A 14,215-nucleotide genomic window follows, 5' to 3' on the forward strand; every position below is an offset into this window, starting at 1 on the left:
TGTCAGTTTGCGCTGGTGTCGTGCTGGCGGATGGCCTCGATCAGAGTGTCGTAGAGCTGTCGTTGAGTCTGTGCCTGGCGTAGTTTGGTGCGAATGGCGCTATCGTTCATGATGGCGGCAACCTGGGCAAGCAACGACAGATGGGCATCGTCGGCTTCTTCTGGAACCAGCAGAACGAAGATCAGGTCGACGGGGTCGCCATCGGTGGCATCGAAGTCGATGGGCTCCTGCAGGCGTAGAAAACCGGCAATCGGCTCCTTGCAATGCGGATTGCGCGAATGCGGGATAGCGACACCATTACCGATACCGGTGCTGCCCAATCGTTCGCGGCCGATGAGACGTCCGAACACTTCCTGGCTATCGAGGCTGGGTGTGTTCTGCGCGATGAAGGTGCTGAAAAATTCCAGCACACGCTTCTTGCTCCCCCCGGCAACGCCGAAGAGTGCGCGTTCGGGGGGTAGGATGCTTTCCAATATCATGGCGAATTAACGGGCACCGGCGCCCTGAGCGCGTGCCTGCAACTTTTCCTTGTGTTTGACGAGCTGACGGTCGAGCTTGTCGGTTAGGGCGTCGATAGCGGCGTACATGTCGTCGCTTTGTGTATCGGCGTGCAGGTCCGCGCCTGCGGCATGAAGCGTGCATGCAGCCAGGTGGCGTTCCTTCTCGATGGATAACGTGACCTGGACGGTAGTGATGTTGTCGTAGTGGCGTTCCAGACGCGCGAGCTTTTCATTGACGTAGTCGCGTAGAGCATCGGTCAATTCGATGTGGTGACCGGTGATATTGGCTTGCATGGCACGCTCCTATTCCATCGGTTGGCACTTCGATTGTAACCCTTTTTAGAGCGCTGCATAGCCCTGGATCAAGGCTGGCTAACGAAGACCGCAGCGAGTCTACGCAGCGTGGCCGATACGTGCAAACTGCCCGCGTTCAGGCGAGTCGCTTGCGCTCGCTGGAGGAAGGTATACCCATCGCTTCACGGTACTTGGCGACGGTGCGTCGTGCGACCGGAATGCTGTCCTGAGCCAGGAGGTCGACGAGCTTGCTGTCGGATAGAGGCTTGCGTGGTGGCTCGTCGCCAATCAATTTCTTCAAGCGTGCACGAATTGCCGTGCTGGAATGGGCGTCGGTTTCGCCTTGCCCCCCGACGTGGCTGGAAAAGAAATACTTGAGCTCAAAGACGCCGCGAGGCGTATGAATGAATTTCTGCGTGGTCACGCGGGAGATGGTCGACTCGTGCATGTCTACCGCGTCGGCGATATCTGCCAGGATCAACGGTTTCATGGCTTCCTCGCCGCGTTCGAGGAAGTCGAATTGGCGTGCCATGATCTCTTGGCCCACGCGCAGCAAGGTGTCGTTACGGCTCGAAAGGCTCTTGAGCAGCCATTTGGCTTCTTGTAGATGCTGCTTGAGGAAGGTGTTGTCGTCGCTCTTGTCGGCGCGCTTGATGAGTGCAGCGTAATCCGGTTGGATACGTACGCGGGGCAGGGCCTCGGGATTGAGCTCGATGCGCCAATCCTGTCGGATGCGCCGCGCGATGAGGTCGGGAATGACATAATCGTTGCTGCTGTCCTCGAAGGCGAGGCCGGGGCGCGGGTCGAGGGACCGAATGAGGGCGATGACGTGGTCGAGCTCTTCATCGTCGAGGCGCAAGCGTCGCTTGAGCAACTTGCGGTCGTTGCCTGCGAGAGCTGCGAGGAACTGGCGTACCAGCCGCTTGGCCTGGGTTATCAGCGGCATGTCTTCAGGGAGGGCGCCGAGTTGCAGCAACAGACACTCGCGTAGGTCGCGGGCGCCTACCCCAGTGGGATCGAACTGTTGTACGCGCATCATGACGTGTTCGACATCGCCCACCTTGAGCCCCGAAAGGCCTTGGCCGCGCAAACCGTCAACAAGCTCGTCCAGGGGCAGGGTGAGATAACCGTCGGCCCCCATGGCATCGATCAGGCCTTCGGCAATATCATGTTCGCGCGGCGTCATGTCGGCCATGGCGAGTTGCCAGGCCAGATGGTCGTGAAGACTGGTATGCGCGGTATTGCGCTCTATATCGGGGCCTTCCTCGCTACCGCCACCCCCCGTCAGTGAGGGGCCTGAATCCTGGTAGGTATCACTCCATTCGCTATCCAGCGACAGGTTCTCGGGGATGTCGCTTGCCCAATCATCTTCCTGCTGCGTTTCGCTGACCTCGCGTTCTTCGAAGTCCTCCTCGAGCTCCAGCATAGGATTGGAGTCCAGCGCTTGCTGAATCTCCTGTCGCAAATCCAGCGTTGAAAGCTGCAAGAGCTGAATGGCCTGCTGTAACTGGGGCGTCATCGTCAGCTGCGTGCCGACGCGAAGCTGCAAGGTAGGTTTCATGGACATGGAGAATCGATCGTCGCTTCCTGAAACGGTTCTCGTACGTTATCTCGCGACGACGCTACTTGCAAGAATGAAAGCAACAATCATGCCATTTATATAAGCGTGCAGCGGTTCCAGCAGTTTGCGTTTACAATCTGAACTCATGGCCGAGGTAGACGTCACGCACTTTCTGGTTGGCGAGAATGGCCTCTGCATGTCCTTCGGCGATGATCTGACCGTCGCCGACGATATAGGCGTTGTCACAGATATCCAGGGTTTCGCGTACGTTGTGGTCGGTGATCAAGACACCGATATCACGATCACGCAATTGGCGGATGATGCTCTTTATCTCGCCAACGGAGATCGGGTCGACCCCGGCGAAGGGCTCGTCGAGAAGGATGAAGGCGGGCTCGGTGGCCAGGGCGCGGGCGATCTCGACGCGACGACGTTCGCCCCCGGACAGGCTCATGCCAGGGTTGTCACGAATGTGGGTGACGTGAAACTCCTCCAGGAGGCGCTCGAGCTGTGCCTTGCGCGCGGCCTTGTCGAGATCGCGGCGCGTCTCGAGAATTGCCATGATGTTGTCGGCGACCGAGAGTTTGCGAAAGATCGACGCTTCCTGGGGAAGATAACCGATACCGGCGCGGGCGCGTTCGTGCATGGCCGCATGTGACAGGTTGCGCTCGTCGATGTGCACGCTGCCGGCATCGGCGCCCACCAATCCGACAATCATGTAGAACGAGGTAGTCTTGCCGGCGCCATTAGGGCCGAGAAGTCCGACAATGCTGCCCTGACGTATGGTCAGGCTGATGTCATGCACCACGCGGCGGCCCTTGTAGCTCTTGGCGAGGTTGGCGGCACTCAGGGTCTTCATGGGCGTCGGGTCCTACCTAACTGGGGTGAGTGAATCACGAAACACGTCACTGCTCGCTATCGCGGGGCGTCAGCGTCATGCGAACGCGCTGGTCGCCATCGCCGTCATCGTCGGAGCGAGCCTGTACCTGGCGGCGGTCGAGGAAGTATTCGACATAGGCGCCATTGAAGGTATCCCGGGCCTGGTGCAGCTCGGCATTGTCGATGAGTTCCACGCGACGCTGGGCGGCATGATAGATCACCGTATCGCCCCAGCCCTTGGCCACCGGCTCGTCCGGCGCTGGCTTTTGCTCGAGATAGGCGCGTTCGCCACCCCCGCCATGGGCGGTGACCGTGGAGACTTCGCCCTGCGCGTTGCGTTCGATCTTCACGCGCGCGGCCGTCAGTTGCATACTACCTTGCTGCATATCGACATCGCCGGTATAGACCGCGGTGCCGGCGTTGTCGTCGAGATCTAGCTGATCGGCGACGATCTCGATAGGCTGGCTGGCATCGCTATCCAGCGCTAGCGCCGTGTGGCTGGCGAGTCCCAGCGCGGCGCATGCCAGTGCCATCGTCAATGGTCGTGTCATCATGATTCGTCCTCGGCAAGCTGTGGATGGTGGCCTCGCACATCACCGCTCAGACGCGCTTGATTGGTGTCGATCCAGGCGTCGAAGCGATTGCCGCGCACGCGCTGTTCATGCTGCCGCAACACGGCCTCGGTGTCACTCCAGGCGTGGCCCTCGCTGGACTTGTAGTACAGCACGTCGGTGTCGAGACGCCAGCCCTGCTCGGGTTGTACGAGCCGGGCATTCCCGGTCAGGGTGAGTAGATCGCGTTGCGGCCCCAGGCTTCCCTTGTCGCCGGAGATGTCCCACTTACGTCCCGCCTCGTCACGCACCTTGGCCTTCGGTGAGTCGGCGCGAATGACATCGTCGACAGGGGTATGCACGAGGCGCGGCGATTCAAGCGTCTGGTGGGGGGTGCCTTGCGCGTTGAAGCGCGTCATGGTGACGCCTTCTAAGTAGTAATCGGGCTCGCCTGCGTCATCGCTGGGGACCGGGCCAGGAGAAGAAGCATCGCGTTGTTCGACGATGGCCAGGCCGATACCAAGGACCACTAGTATCAGCAATAGCCCCAGCCGTGCCCATTTGCGAGAAGACAGAAAAGTCGGCATGACGCGCTTCATCCTTGGCCATCGAGATAGGGTGCGAGGCAAACGTCCCACCGTCCCTGGCAGCTCAGCAAGGCATCGCAGATTTCACGCACCGCACCTTGGCCGCCCGAGCGCGTGGGAATCCAGTCGGCGTGCGCACGGACGTAATCCGGCGCATTGTTCACGCTCAGACCGAGTCCTGCGGCGCGAATCGCGGCCAGGTCGGGCAAGTCGTCGCCACAATAGGCGCTCGCGTCCAGTGGTAGGCCGAGCTGTTCGCACAGGGTGTCGAGCGCTGCTAGCTTATCCTCGCGACCTTGTACGACGTGTGCGATGCCAAGCGCCTCGGCACGCCGGCTGACCATGGGCGACTCACGCCCGGTGATCAATGCCACTGCGATGCCGCTTTGCTGCAGCAGCTTGATGCCGAGACCGTCGAGAATGTTGAAGCTCTTGGTTTCCTGGCCATCGCTTTGCAAGTGTAGCGTGCCGTCGGTGAGTACGCCGTCCACATCCAGGGCCAGGAGTCGGATGCGGCGTGCCTTGTCGCGCCAATCGTCGGAATATGTCATGGGGCTCCTCAAATGACGCCGCTGACCAATAAGTCGTGCATGTGCAGCGCGCCGATCGGTCGTCCGTCGCCGTCGACCACGGCAAGTGCCGTGATACGATTGTCTTCCATGACCTTGACGGCCTCGGCGGCGAGTAGATCCGGCCGGATTGTCTTGCCGCCATGGGTCATGACGTCATCGACGCGCAGACGGCGAAGGTCGTCGTGTTGGTCGAGCGTGCGCCGCAGGTCGCCATCAGTATAAATGCCGGCTAGATGACCGGCGTTATCGACCACGCAGGTAAAGCCCAGGCCCTGGCGGGTAATTTCCAGCAGAGCGTCGCGTAGCGGGCTACCCAGTGCGACACGTGGCAGGCGCTCGCCATGATGCATGAGATCTTCGACCTTGAGCAGCAGGCGTCGTCCTAGGCTACCGCCGGGGTGTGACAGGGCGAAGTCTTCGGCGGTGAATCCGCGTGCCTCGAGCAGGGCCACCGCGAGGGCGTCGCCCATGGCCAGCGCAGCGGTCGTCGAGGTGGTCGGCGCGAGGTCGAGCGGGCAAGCCTCACGGGCAACGGCGGTATCCAGATGTGCTTCGGCGTGACGCGATAGGGTCGAGCCGGGACGCCCGGTCATGCTGACCAGTGGGGCGCCCATGCGTTTGAGAAGTGGCAATAGCGCCGTGATCTCGGCCGTCTCGCCCGAGTTGGAGAGGGCCAGGACGACGTCACGGGGTGTGATCATGCCCATGTCGCCGTGGCTGGCCTCGCCGGGGTGGACGAAGAAGGCGGGTGTGCCGGTGCTAGCCAGTGTCGCCGCGATCTTGCGGGCGACGTGCCCGGATTTGCCCATGCCGGTGACGACGACACGTCCTTCGCAGGCTAGAAGCAGGCGACAGGCGTGGTCGAAGGCCTCGTCAAGGCGTTCGATCAAAGCGGCGATGGCCTGCGATTCGAGTGTCAGCGTGCGTCGCGCGCTAGCGCGGTAATCTTGCTCGGTAACAGTGTTCATGGTGGTGATTGTTGCCCTTCGCGGCCTTGGGCTCAAGCCTCGCCGACTTCCGGGGAGCGACGAGCGAATTGAGGCGCTCATTAAACGCACTCGCCGAGATTGTTGCAAGGCGAGGCTGGAGGTGATCGCTAGAGTTAGGATACAATGTTCGATAATTATCGCGACGTGGATGAGCGTTACGTGACTGACACGACCCTGGTCGACGTCGAGGGGTTGCATTTCTCGCGGGGCGAGAATGACATCTTTCGTGGCGTCGATCTGCGTATTCCCAAAGGCAAGATTACTGCGGTCATGGGCCCTAGCGGTACGGGCAAGACGACGTTGCTCAAGTTGATCGGTGGTCAGCTAGTGCCGGATGCGGGACGTGTGTGCATCGATGGAGAGGATGTGCATGGCTTGTCTCGCCGTGCGTTGTTTCGGATGCGGCGGCGCATGGGCATGCTGTTCCAGAGCGGCGCGCTGTTTTCGGACCTGAGCGTTTTCGAGAACGTGGCCTTCCCACTGCGCGTGCATACCGACCTGCCGGAAGCCATGGTACGCGATATCGTGCTGATGAAGCTTCAGGCGGTGGGCTTGCGCGGTGCGCACGACTTGCCGCCGGCGGAGCTGTCCGGCGGCATGGCCCGGCGCGTGGCGCTAGCGCGCGCGGTGGCGCTCGATCCCGAACTGGTGCTTTACGACGAGCCTTTCGTCGGCCAGGACCCGATTTCAATGGGCGTTCTGGTGCAACTGATCAAGACGGTCAATCAGGCGTTGGGGCTTACTGCGGTCATCGTCTCGCACGATATCAAGGAGACGCTTTCCATCGCCGATTACGTGTATATCATCGCCGACGGCCAGGTCATGGCCCATGGCACGCCGCAAACGCTGGATGTCAATCGCGATGCGCGCGTCAAGCAGTTCGTTCATGGCGAGCCCGATGGCCCAGTACCATTTCATTACCCGGCGCCCGATTTTTATCGCGATATCCTGGCCACCAAGGGGGAGCGTCCATGATTCGTCCTATCGCGTCGCTGGGTCGGGGGACGCTCGATGCGCTGAGTGCCTTGGGCCGGGCGGCGATGTTCCTGGCGCAATCGGTGTTGGGCATTCCTTCTCGAGAAGGATGGCACCTATGGCTGCGTCAGATGCATTTCATCGGTGTCATGTCGTTGGCGATCGTGCTGGTATCGGGACTCTTCATTGGCATGGTGCTGGGTCTGCAGGGCTACACCATCCTGGTCGATTTTGGCGCCGAGGATGCGTTGGGGCAGATGGTGGCGCTGTCGCTGCTGCGTGAACTCGCGCCGGTGGTGGCGGCGTTACTGTTCGCGGGGCGCGCAGGGTCGGCGCTGACGGCCGAGATCGGGCTCATGAAAGCGACCGAACAGCTGACCAGCATGGAAATGATCGGGGTCGACCCGCTGCGGCGAATCGTGGCACCACGCCTCTGGGCAGGGTTTATCTCGATGCCGTTGCTGACCGTGGGCTTCAGCGTGGTTGGCATCTGGGGCGGCTATCTGGTCGGCGTGCAGTGGCTGGGCGTGTTCGATGGCTCCTACTGGAGCAATATGCAAAGCAGTGTCGCGTTCGTCGACGACATTCTCAACGGCATGCTCAAGAGCGTGGTGTTCGGTCTCGTCGTTACATGGATTGCGGTGTTTCAGGGATATGACCTGATCCCGACGTCGGAAGGCATCTCGCGGGCGACGACCCGCACGGTAGTCTATTCGTCCCTGGCGGTGCTCGGATTGGATTTCGTGCTGACCGCGCTGATGTTTGGAGAACTTGGATGAAGCGCAGCAAGATGATGGAGTTCGGCGTGGGGCTGTTCGTCCTGGCCGGGATTCTGGGCATGGTGTTTCTTGGCTTGCGAGTCAGTGGCATCAGCCTTGGCGTACCGCAGGATACATTCACGCTGCAGGCCAATTTCGCCAATATTGGCGGACTCAAGTCAGGCTCCAGGGTTGCCATGGCAGGCGTGACCATCGGGCGCGTCAGCGACGTCGAGCTCGATACCGAATGGCTCGATGCCCGCGTGACCATGGAGCTGGACGAGGATCTCGAGGGCAAGATCTCACGCGACAGTACGGCGTCGATTCTCACCTCGGGGTTATTGGGTGAGCAATATGTCGGCCTGAGCGTGGGGGGCGATCCTGAGATGCTCGAAGAAGGCGACACCATCCGCGATACACAGCAAGCGCTGGTGCTGGAACAATTGATTCAGCAGTTCGTGTCGAACATGACAAGCGAATGAGCCAAGGAGGTTCCCATGACATCAAGGCAATTCACTCCCCGGCGCTCCAGTCTTTGCGCACTACTGCTGTCGGTCCTATGGTGCGTGGCATTGACGGCGCAGGCCCAGCAAGCCCCCCAGCAGTTGATCGAAGACAACGTGGCCGCGTTGATGCAAAAACTGGATGGGCGCAAGGATTATTACGCCTCGCATGAAGGCGAGCTCGAGTCGCTGGTCGATGACAGCCTCGATGATGTGGCCGATTTTCGCTATATCGGTGCCAGCGTCATGGGCCGATATTTCAGTAATGCCTCGCCGGAGCAGCGCTCGCGTTTTGTTAAAACGTTTCGCAAGACGCTGATCGAGACGTATGCCAAAGGGCTGGTGACATTCGATTACCGTGACATTCGGGTGCTCGATCATGATAGCGAGCGGCGCTACGAGGATCAGGCTAGCGTCGATATGGAAGTAGTCTCCACCAATGGTGATGTCTATCCCGTGGTGTATACGTTGCACCAGCGTGACGGCGAGTGGCGCGTGATCAATGTCATCGTCAACGGCATCAATCTTGGACTGACGTTTCGCAACCAGTTCGATCAGGCCATGCGCGACAACAATCGCGATATCGATGCGGTCATCGATGGTTGGGCGCCGGACGTCGCTACCGATGAGCTCGAAAAAGGCGGCGACGACAACCAATGAATGTCTTGCTCGAGCGTGACGATGCCCGGCTCGAAGTAAGCGACGAGCGTATTCTGAGGGTCGACGGCGAGGCGGATTTCGACAGCGCCGCCTCGCTGGCGGCCAAGGGGCAGGAGTGGTTGCAAAGCTTGCCGCGCGATGCCGAGGTCGAGTTCGATCTGACCGGCGTGAGCTGTGCCAGCAGTGCCGTGCTCAGTGTCCTGCTCGAATGGCTGCGTTGCGCGCAGGCGCATGGCGTGCATATCGTTCATGTGGCCCTATCACGGCCCTTGGCACGGTTGACGGCCATGGCGGGATTGGATCCCTTGCTTCCCAGTGACGAGACACGGGTGGCTTCGGAAACGTTATGACAACACGGAGCGTCGCCTCCCGGTATTCTGCGTGCAAGCGGGCGTCGCCAACGGCGCCCGTTTTCTTTATCATGCCTGTTTGAAATCCCGACTCAATTACCGCACTCGTGCGTGTCACGCGCGCCGTGCCGTAGAACAGGAGCCAACTCCTTATGCAACCCAGCGACGTCAAGGCCCTACTCGAATCGCGTATCGACGATTGCCAGTTTCATATTCAAGGTGAAGGCTGCAATTTCCAGGTGGTCGCCGTCGGTGACGTTTTTGAGGGGTTATTGCCGGTCAAGCGTCAGCAACTGATTTATTCGGCGTTGTCAGATGAGATCGCCAGTGGCGCCCTACATGCCATCAGTATCAAGACCTACACCCCGTCTCAGTGGGAGCAAGCCCCTGAAAACGCGGGCGTCTAAGCACGGAATTTCATGGACAAATTGATCATTACCGGTAACGGGCCGCTCGACGGGGAAGTATGGGCGAGTGGAGCCAAGAATTCCGCCTTGCCGATCCTGGCAGCGACCCTGTTGGCTGATGAGCCGGTGACTATCGGCAACCTGCCACATCTGCAGGATATCACCACCACGCTGGAGCTGCTGGGACGCATGGGCGTCGAGCCGGTGATGGGCGACAAGATGAGTATTCAGCTTGATGGTTCCCAGGTAACGCAGTGCCATGCGCCCTATGAACTGGTCAAGAAAATGCGTGCGTCGATTCTCGTGCTCGGCCCCTTGCTGGCGCACTTCGGCACGGCCGATGTGTCCTTGCCGGGCGGCTGCGCGATCGGGTCGCGCCCCGTCGATTTGCATCTGCGCGGTCTCGAGGCCATGGGTGCGGAGATCCATGTCGATGGCGGCTACGTGCAGGCGCGATGCGCCGGTCGCCTCAAGGGCGCCACGATCTTCTTCGACACCGTGACCGTGACCGGCACCGAAAACTTGCTGATGGCCGCCACCTTGGCCGAGGGGACGACGGTACTCGAGAACGCTGCGCGCGAGCCGGAAGTGGTAGATCTCGCCGAGTGCCTGATCGCCATGGGCGCTCGGATTCGTGGCCACGGCACGGATACGATTGTGGTCGAGGGCGTGCCGTATCTACATGGTTGTCATTACGATGTCATGCCGGATCGCATCGAAACGGGCACCTTCCTGGTGGCGGCCGCAGTGACCAGTGGTCGCGTCCGGGTGCGTAACACTCGCGCCGATACGCTTGAGGCCGTGCTCGCCAAGCTCGATGAAGCCGGGGCCCACGTTGAGGTGGGTGACGGCTGGCTGGAGCTCGACATGCGTGGGCGGCGTCCACAGGCGGTCAATGTGCGCACTGCGCCTTACCCCGCGTTTCCCACCGACATGCAGGCCCAATTCGTCGCGCTCAATTGTGTCGCCGAAGGGTCGGGCACCGTCGTCGAGACGATCTTTGAAAACCGCTTCATGCATGTGCAGGAGCTCAACCGCATGGGCGCGCGGATTGCACTGGAAGGTAATGCCGCGGTGATCACAGGCGTCGAAAATCTCTCCGGTGCGCCGGTGATGGCCACTGACTTGCGGGCGTCGGCGAGCCTGGTCATTGCGGGCATGATGGCGGAAGGCGAAACGCAGGTGGATCGCATCTATCATATCGACCGCGGTTACGAATGCATCGAGGAGAAGCTGCAATTGCTCGGTGCCAAGATTCGCCGCGTCCCCGGTTGATCGGCGGTTTCATTCTCGCGTTCCGCCATGGTGGCGGAACGCCAAGTTCAATAGATGTGCCAACATCATGTCAAAGCAACTGATTCTGGCCCTGTCCAAAGGGCGCATACTGGAAGAAACGCTCCCGCTGTTGGCTGATGCGGGCGTAGAGCCGGCGGAAGATTTCGGCAAGAGTCGCAAGTTGCTGTTCGATACCAATCTTCCCGATGTCAAATTGGTCGTGATTCGCGCCGTCGATGTGCCGACGTACGTGCAACTCGGTGCCGCCGATGTCGGTGTGGCGGGCAAGGATACCTTGCTCGAGCACGGGGCCGAAGGGCTGTATGAGCCTCTGGATCTGGAAATATCGCGCTGCAAGTTGATGACGGCCGGCGTGGTCGGAGCGGAGCCGACTCATGCGCGGCGGCGGGTGGCCACCAAGTTCGTCAATGTGGCGCGTCGTTACTATGCCCGGCAGGGGGTTCAGGCCGAGGTGATCAAGCTCTACGGTGCCATGGAGTTGGCGCCTTTGATGAATCTGGCCGATGAAATCGTCGACATCGTCGATACCGGTAACACCTTGCGCGCCAATGGTATGGAGCCGCGTGAATTGATCGACGAGGTTAGTTCGCGACTGGTGGTCAACAAGGCCTCGATGACGATGAAACATGATCGGCTCAAGCCGCTGATCGAGCGTCTGGGGCGCGCGGTCGAATCGCGGCGCGGTGAGACGCAGGCGTAAGAACACGAGAGGGCGAGATGACTGACAATGTCATGAATGTGGCGCGTCTGAGCACCACACAAGACGATTTCGAGACACGTCTGACAGCGTTGCTGGCGTGGGAAGGTGTCTCCGACAAGCAGGTGGCCGAAAGCGTCGAGGAGATCATCGATGCCGTACGTTCGCGCGGCGACGCCGCAGTGATCGAGTACACCAACCGCCTGGATCGCATGCAGGTGTGTGGTATGAGTGAGCTCACGCTGGGGGCGGAGCGGCTGCGCGAGGCTTATGAGAGCTTGCCGGAGACACAGCGTGGGGCACTGGCGCACGCTGCCGAACGCATTCGTGTGTATCATCAGCATCAAAAGCCTGAATCCTGGCAGTATACCGAGGCCGATGGGAGTGTGCTGGGCCAGAAGGTCACGCCACTGGACCGCGCGGGCATCTATGTGCCGGGCGGCAAGGCCGCGTACCCGTCCTCGGTACTGATGAATGTCATTCCCGCGCATGTTGCCGGGGTGCGCGACATCGTCATGGTGGTGCCTACGCCTGATGGCGTGCTCAATGACCTCGTGCTGGCGGCCGCGCATCTGGCGGGTGTCGATTATGTCTTCACCGTGGGGGGCGCCCAGGCCGTGGCGGCCCTAGCATATGGTACTCAGAGCATTCCACGCGTGGACAAGGTCGTCGGGCCGGGCAATATCTACGTGGCCACGGCCAAGCGCGCGGTGTTCGGACAGGTAGGGATCGACATGATCGCGGGGCCTTCCGAGATTTTGATCGTGACCGATGGTGAGACCGATCCTGAATGGCTGGCGATGGACCTGTTCTCGCAGGCCGAGCACGATGAAGATGCTCAGGCAATTCTAGTGAGCTGGGACGCGGCCCATCTCGATGCGGTTCACGCCGCCATCGAACGTTTGTTGCCTACCATGGAGCGCGAGGCGATCATCCGCGAGTCGCTGGCGTCACGCGGTGCCTTGATCCAGTCCCGTGATCGCGATGAGGCGCTGACGATCATCAACCGCATTGCGCCCGAGCACCTTGAGCTGTCGGTTGGCGACCCTGAAGCGATGGCGGAAGGCGTACGTCACGCCGGAGCTATCTTCATGGGACGTTACACGGCGGAAGCGCTGGGCGATTACTGTGCCGGCCCCAATCACGTGTTGCCGACCTCGGGTACTGCGCGCTTCTCCTCGCCCCTGGGCGTTTACGATTTCCAGAAACGCTCGTCGCTGATCCATTGCTCGCCGGAAGGTGCGGCCACTCTGGGGCGTACTGCCTCGGTGCTGGCGCGAGGGGAGTCGCTGACGGCGCATGCGCGTTCGGCGGAGAATCGTCTCGGCGATACCTGACAACGATTAGCGCCCTCCGATCAGTCTTCTCATGCCCTTACTGATGCGCCGGTGGGGGCATGCTGCTTTTGATTACTGCACTTCTGAGGCTTCGGGGCGTTCGCCGGCCGTCAGTGTAATCTCACGTTTTTTACCATCACGCACGATGGTAATGGGGAGCTGTGTGCCGGGAGAAATCTCGGCGATATCGGCCATGGCCTCGCGGGCATCGACGATAGGCTCGCCGTCGATGGACATGAGCACGTCACCCGGTTGCAGGTCAGCCTTGTCGCCTGGGCCGTCGGGTACGACGCTGGCGATGACCACGCCGGTCAGGGTCTTGAGGCCGAATGACGAGGCCAGGTCGGGTGTCATCGCCTGGACATCGATACCCAGCCAGCCACGGATGACGCGGCCATGAGCGACGATCTGATCGAGTACCTGGTGCGCCAGGTTGGCGGGTATGGCGAAGCCGATGCCTTGTGAGCCTCCAGAGCGTGAAAAGATCGCGGTATTGATTCCTACCAGTGCGCCCTCCGCATTGACCAGTGCCCCGCCGGAGTTGCCGGGGTTGATGGCAGCATCGGTCTGGATGAAGTCTTCGTAAGCGTTCAAACCGAGATGGTTACGCCCCGTGGCACTGATGATGCCCATGGTGACGGTTTGGCCGACGCCAAAGGGATTGCCGATGGCGAGGCTTACATCGCCTATGGCGACTTGCTCGGAGTCACTGAGCTGGATGACGGGAAGATCTTCGCTGGGAATCTTGAGCACCGCCAGGTCGCTCTCGGGGTCGGTGCCCACGACCTTGGCAAGTGTCTCACGGCCGTCGCGGAGGGCGACCTGAATCTCATCGGCATCGCGTATGACATGATTGTTGGTCAGTACGTACCCTTCGGCGCTGACGATGACGCCCGAGCCCAGGCTAGAGAGCATGCGCTGACGTTGCGGCATGTCCTTGCCGAAGAACTGCTGGAAAAAAGGATCGGACATCAACGGGTGCTCGCTACGCTCGACCATACGTGACGAATAGATATTGACGACGGCAGGGGCCGCCTTATTCACGGCACTGGCATAGCTCGCGGGGCCTTGAGACCTGTTCAGGGGGGCGGCCTCGACGACTTCCGGTGCGCGCTCGGCGGTGTCGGTACGTTCGGCGATGGCGCGCACGGCGCTGGTATCGGGTACTGGCGTGGCGGCATCGCCGGTACTGCGCTCGCCCATCAACTGGGGGAAAGCATTGAGCAGCACGATGGCGAGCAGGATGCCACTGATGATGGGCCAGACGAGCGACATCAGTGAGCGACGCATGTACGGTTCCTT

18 protein-coding genes are annotated in these 14,215 nt (G+C 60.8%); 9 read left to right on the forward strand and 9 right to left on the reverse strand.

The genetic code is table 11. From position 1 onward, the window contains the following. Nucleotides 1-2 precede the first annotated feature (2 nt). From ptsN to OP495_RS00245, 8 genes are all read right to left on the reverse strand, one after another. A complete protein-coding gene (gene ptsN / locus OP495_RS00210; protein WP_280562341.1) occupies nt 3-479 on the reverse strand; it encodes a PTS IIA-like nitrogen regulatory protein PtsN in 477 nt (158 codons plus the stop codon). 6 nt (nt 480-485) lie between these two features. Then, nucleotides 486-794, reverse strand: a complete 309-nt coding sequence (gene raiA, locus OP495_RS00215; protein WP_280566434.1) for a ribosome-associated translation inhibitor RaiA — start codon at nt 792-794, stop codon at nt 486-488. Nucleotides 795-930: 136 nt separating this feature from the next. After that, nucleotides 931-2,361, reverse strand: a complete 1,431-nt coding sequence (locus OP495_RS00220) for an RNA polymerase factor sigma-54 (RefSeq protein ID WP_280562340.1) — start codon at nt 2,359-2,361, stop codon at nt 931-933. Between the two features lie 124 nt (nt 2,362-2,485). Beyond that, nucleotides 2,486-3,211 (reverse strand): LPS export ABC transporter ATP-binding protein, encoded by a 726-nt coding sequence (gene lptB / locus OP495_RS00225; RefSeq protein ID WP_280562339.1) that lies wholly within the window; start codon nt 3,209-3,211, stop codon nt 2,486-2,488. A gap of 46 nt (nt 3,212-3,257) precedes the next feature. Continuing rightward, complete coding sequence (gene lptA, locus OP495_RS00230; protein WP_280562338.1) at nt 3,258-3,785, reverse strand: lipopolysaccharide transport periplasmic protein LptA; 528 nt, start codon at nt 3,783-3,785, stop codon at nt 3,258-3,260. Continuing rightward, nucleotides 3,782-4,369 carry an LPS export ABC transporter periplasmic protein LptC gene (gene lptC, locus OP495_RS00235; protein WP_280562337.1) on the reverse strand — a complete coding sequence of 196 codons (588 nt, stop codon included), beginning with the start codon at nt 4,367-4,369 and terminating at the stop codon, nt 3,782-3,784. The genes lptA and lptC overlap by 4 nt, the downstream gene beginning before the upstream one ends. Nucleotides 4,370-4,377: 8 nt before the next feature. Beyond that, nucleotides 4,378-4,920: an HAD hydrolase family protein gene (locus OP495_RS00240; protein ID WP_280566437.1), complete on the reverse strand. Its 543-nt coding sequence runs from the start codon at nt 4,918-4,920 to the stop codon at nt 4,378-4,380. An 8-nt stretch (nt 4,921-4,928) separates the two neighbouring features. Further along, entirely contained in the window at nt 4,929-5,909 is a 981-nt protein-coding gene (locus OP495_RS00245) for a KpsF/GutQ family sugar-phosphate isomerase (RefSeq protein WP_280566439.1), read from the reverse strand. A 180-nt stretch (nt 5,910-6,089) separates the two neighbouring features. Between OP495_RS00245 and OP495_RS00250 the strand changes: the two genes are divergently transcribed. From OP495_RS00250 to hisD, 9 genes are all read left to right on the forward strand, one after another. After that, entirely contained in the window at nt 6,090-6,905 is an 816-nt protein-coding gene (locus tag OP495_RS00250) for an ATP-binding cassette domain-containing protein (RefSeq protein ID WP_280562334.1), read from the forward strand. Next, nucleotides 6,902-7,684, forward strand: a complete 783-nt coding sequence (gene mlaE / locus OP495_RS00255) for a lipid asymmetry maintenance ABC transporter permease subunit MlaE (protein ID WP_280562333.1) — start codon at nt 6,902-6,904, stop codon at nt 7,682-7,684. The genes OP495_RS00250 and mlaE overlap by 4 nt, the downstream gene beginning before the upstream one ends. Beyond that, entirely contained in the window at nt 7,681-8,145 is a 465-nt protein-coding gene (gene mlaD / locus OP495_RS00260; protein WP_280562332.1) for an outer membrane lipid asymmetry maintenance protein MlaD, read from the forward strand. Before mlaE ends, mlaD begins: the two co-directional genes overlap by 4 nt. 15 nt (nt 8,146-8,160) lie before the next feature. Continuing rightward, the gene (locus OP495_RS00265) at nt 8,161-8,826 is read left to right on the forward strand and encodes an ABC transporter substrate-binding protein (RefSeq protein ID WP_280562331.1); all 666 of its coding nucleotides are present in this window, start codon (nt 8,161-8,163) and stop codon (nt 8,824-8,826) included. After that, nucleotides 8,823-9,176 carry an STAS domain-containing protein gene (locus OP495_RS00270; protein WP_280562330.1) on the forward strand — a complete coding sequence of 118 codons (354 nt, stop codon included), beginning with the start codon at nt 8,823-8,825 and terminating at the stop codon, nt 9,174-9,176. The genes OP495_RS00265 and OP495_RS00270 overlap by 4 nt, the downstream gene beginning before the upstream one ends. 152 nt (nt 9,177-9,328) lie before the next feature. Continuing rightward, nucleotides 9,329-9,583 carry a BolA family protein gene (locus OP495_RS00275; protein ID WP_280562329.1) on the forward strand — a complete coding sequence of 85 codons (255 nt, stop codon included), beginning with the start codon at nt 9,329-9,331 and terminating at the stop codon, nt 9,581-9,583. 12 nt (nt 9,584-9,595) lie between these two features. Further along, the gene (murA, locus tag OP495_RS00280) at nt 9,596-10,858 is read left to right on the forward strand and encodes a UDP-N-acetylglucosamine 1-carboxyvinyltransferase (RefSeq protein ID WP_280566441.1); all 1,263 of its coding nucleotides are present in this window, start codon (nt 9,596-9,598) and stop codon (nt 10,856-10,858) included. A gap of 67 nt (nt 10,859-10,925) precedes the next feature. Next, on the forward strand, nt 10,926-11,579 hold the full coding sequence (hisG, locus tag OP495_RS00285; RefSeq protein WP_280562327.1) for an ATP phosphoribosyltransferase: 654 nt from the start codon (nt 10,926-10,928) through the stop codon (nt 11,577-11,579). 17 nt (nt 11,580-11,596) lie between these two features. Further along, the gene (gene hisD / locus OP495_RS00290; RefSeq protein ID WP_280566443.1) at nt 11,597-12,913 is read left to right on the forward strand and encodes a histidinol dehydrogenase; all 1,317 of its coding nucleotides are present in this window, start codon (nt 11,597-11,599) and stop codon (nt 12,911-12,913) included. Between the two features lie 72 nt (nt 12,914-12,985). On the opposite strand, the gene OP495_RS00295 is transcribed toward hisD, so the two are convergent. Then, complete coding sequence (locus tag OP495_RS00295) at nt 12,986-14,203, reverse strand: Do family serine endopeptidase (RefSeq protein ID WP_280562325.1); 1,218 nt, start codon at nt 14,201-14,203, stop codon at nt 12,986-12,988. Between the last annotated feature and the right edge of the window lie 12 nt (nt 14,204-14,215).

Source organism: Chromohalobacter sp. 296-RDG (genome assembly GCF_029889885.1).
In the GTDB taxonomy this organism is placed as follows: Bacteria; Pseudomonadota; Gammaproteobacteria; order Pseudomonadales; family Halomonadaceae; genus Chromohalobacter.